Origin of the sequence: Leisingera sp. ANG-S5, from assembly GCF_000813925.1 — a bacterium.
Taxonomy (GTDB): Bacteria; Pseudomonadota; Alphaproteobacteria; order Rhodobacterales; family Rhodobacteraceae; genus Leisingera.
Genome location: NZ_JWLH01000034.1, coordinates 547 through 857, shown reverse-complemented (window position 1 = coordinate 857; position 311 = coordinate 547). Strand labels below are relative to the sequence as shown.

The following is a 311-nucleotide window of genomic DNA, read 5'->3' as shown; positions in this document are numbered from 1 at the left end:
CTGAACTCCGGCAACGTCATTGATGCGCTGAGCGACTGACGTGCTCCCCTGAAAAGTCCGCGATTTGAAGTTAGCCTGTTCTCCAAGCGAGGAGACAGACGATGCGGAAAAGCCGTTTCAGCGAAGAGCAGATCATTGGCATCCTGAAGGAGCACCAAGCCGGAATGGGGGCGAAGGAACTGTGCCGGAAGCACGGCATCAGCGATGGCACTTTCTACAAATGGCGTTCGAAGTATGGCAGCATGGATGTGTCCGAGGCCAAGAGGCTGAAGGCTCTGGAGATCGAGAACACCAAGCTCAAGAAGATGTTG

Annotated in this window: 1 protein-coding gene; it reads left to right on the top strand. The window is 54.7% G+C overall.

Features of this window, described 5'->3' with window-relative positions; all coding sequences use genetic code 11:
* Positions 1–101 precede the first annotated feature (101 nt).
* Positions 102–311 (top strand): transposase (locus RA25_RS21965; protein WP_039175050.1); only part of this gene is annotated, 210 nt, incomplete at its 3' end.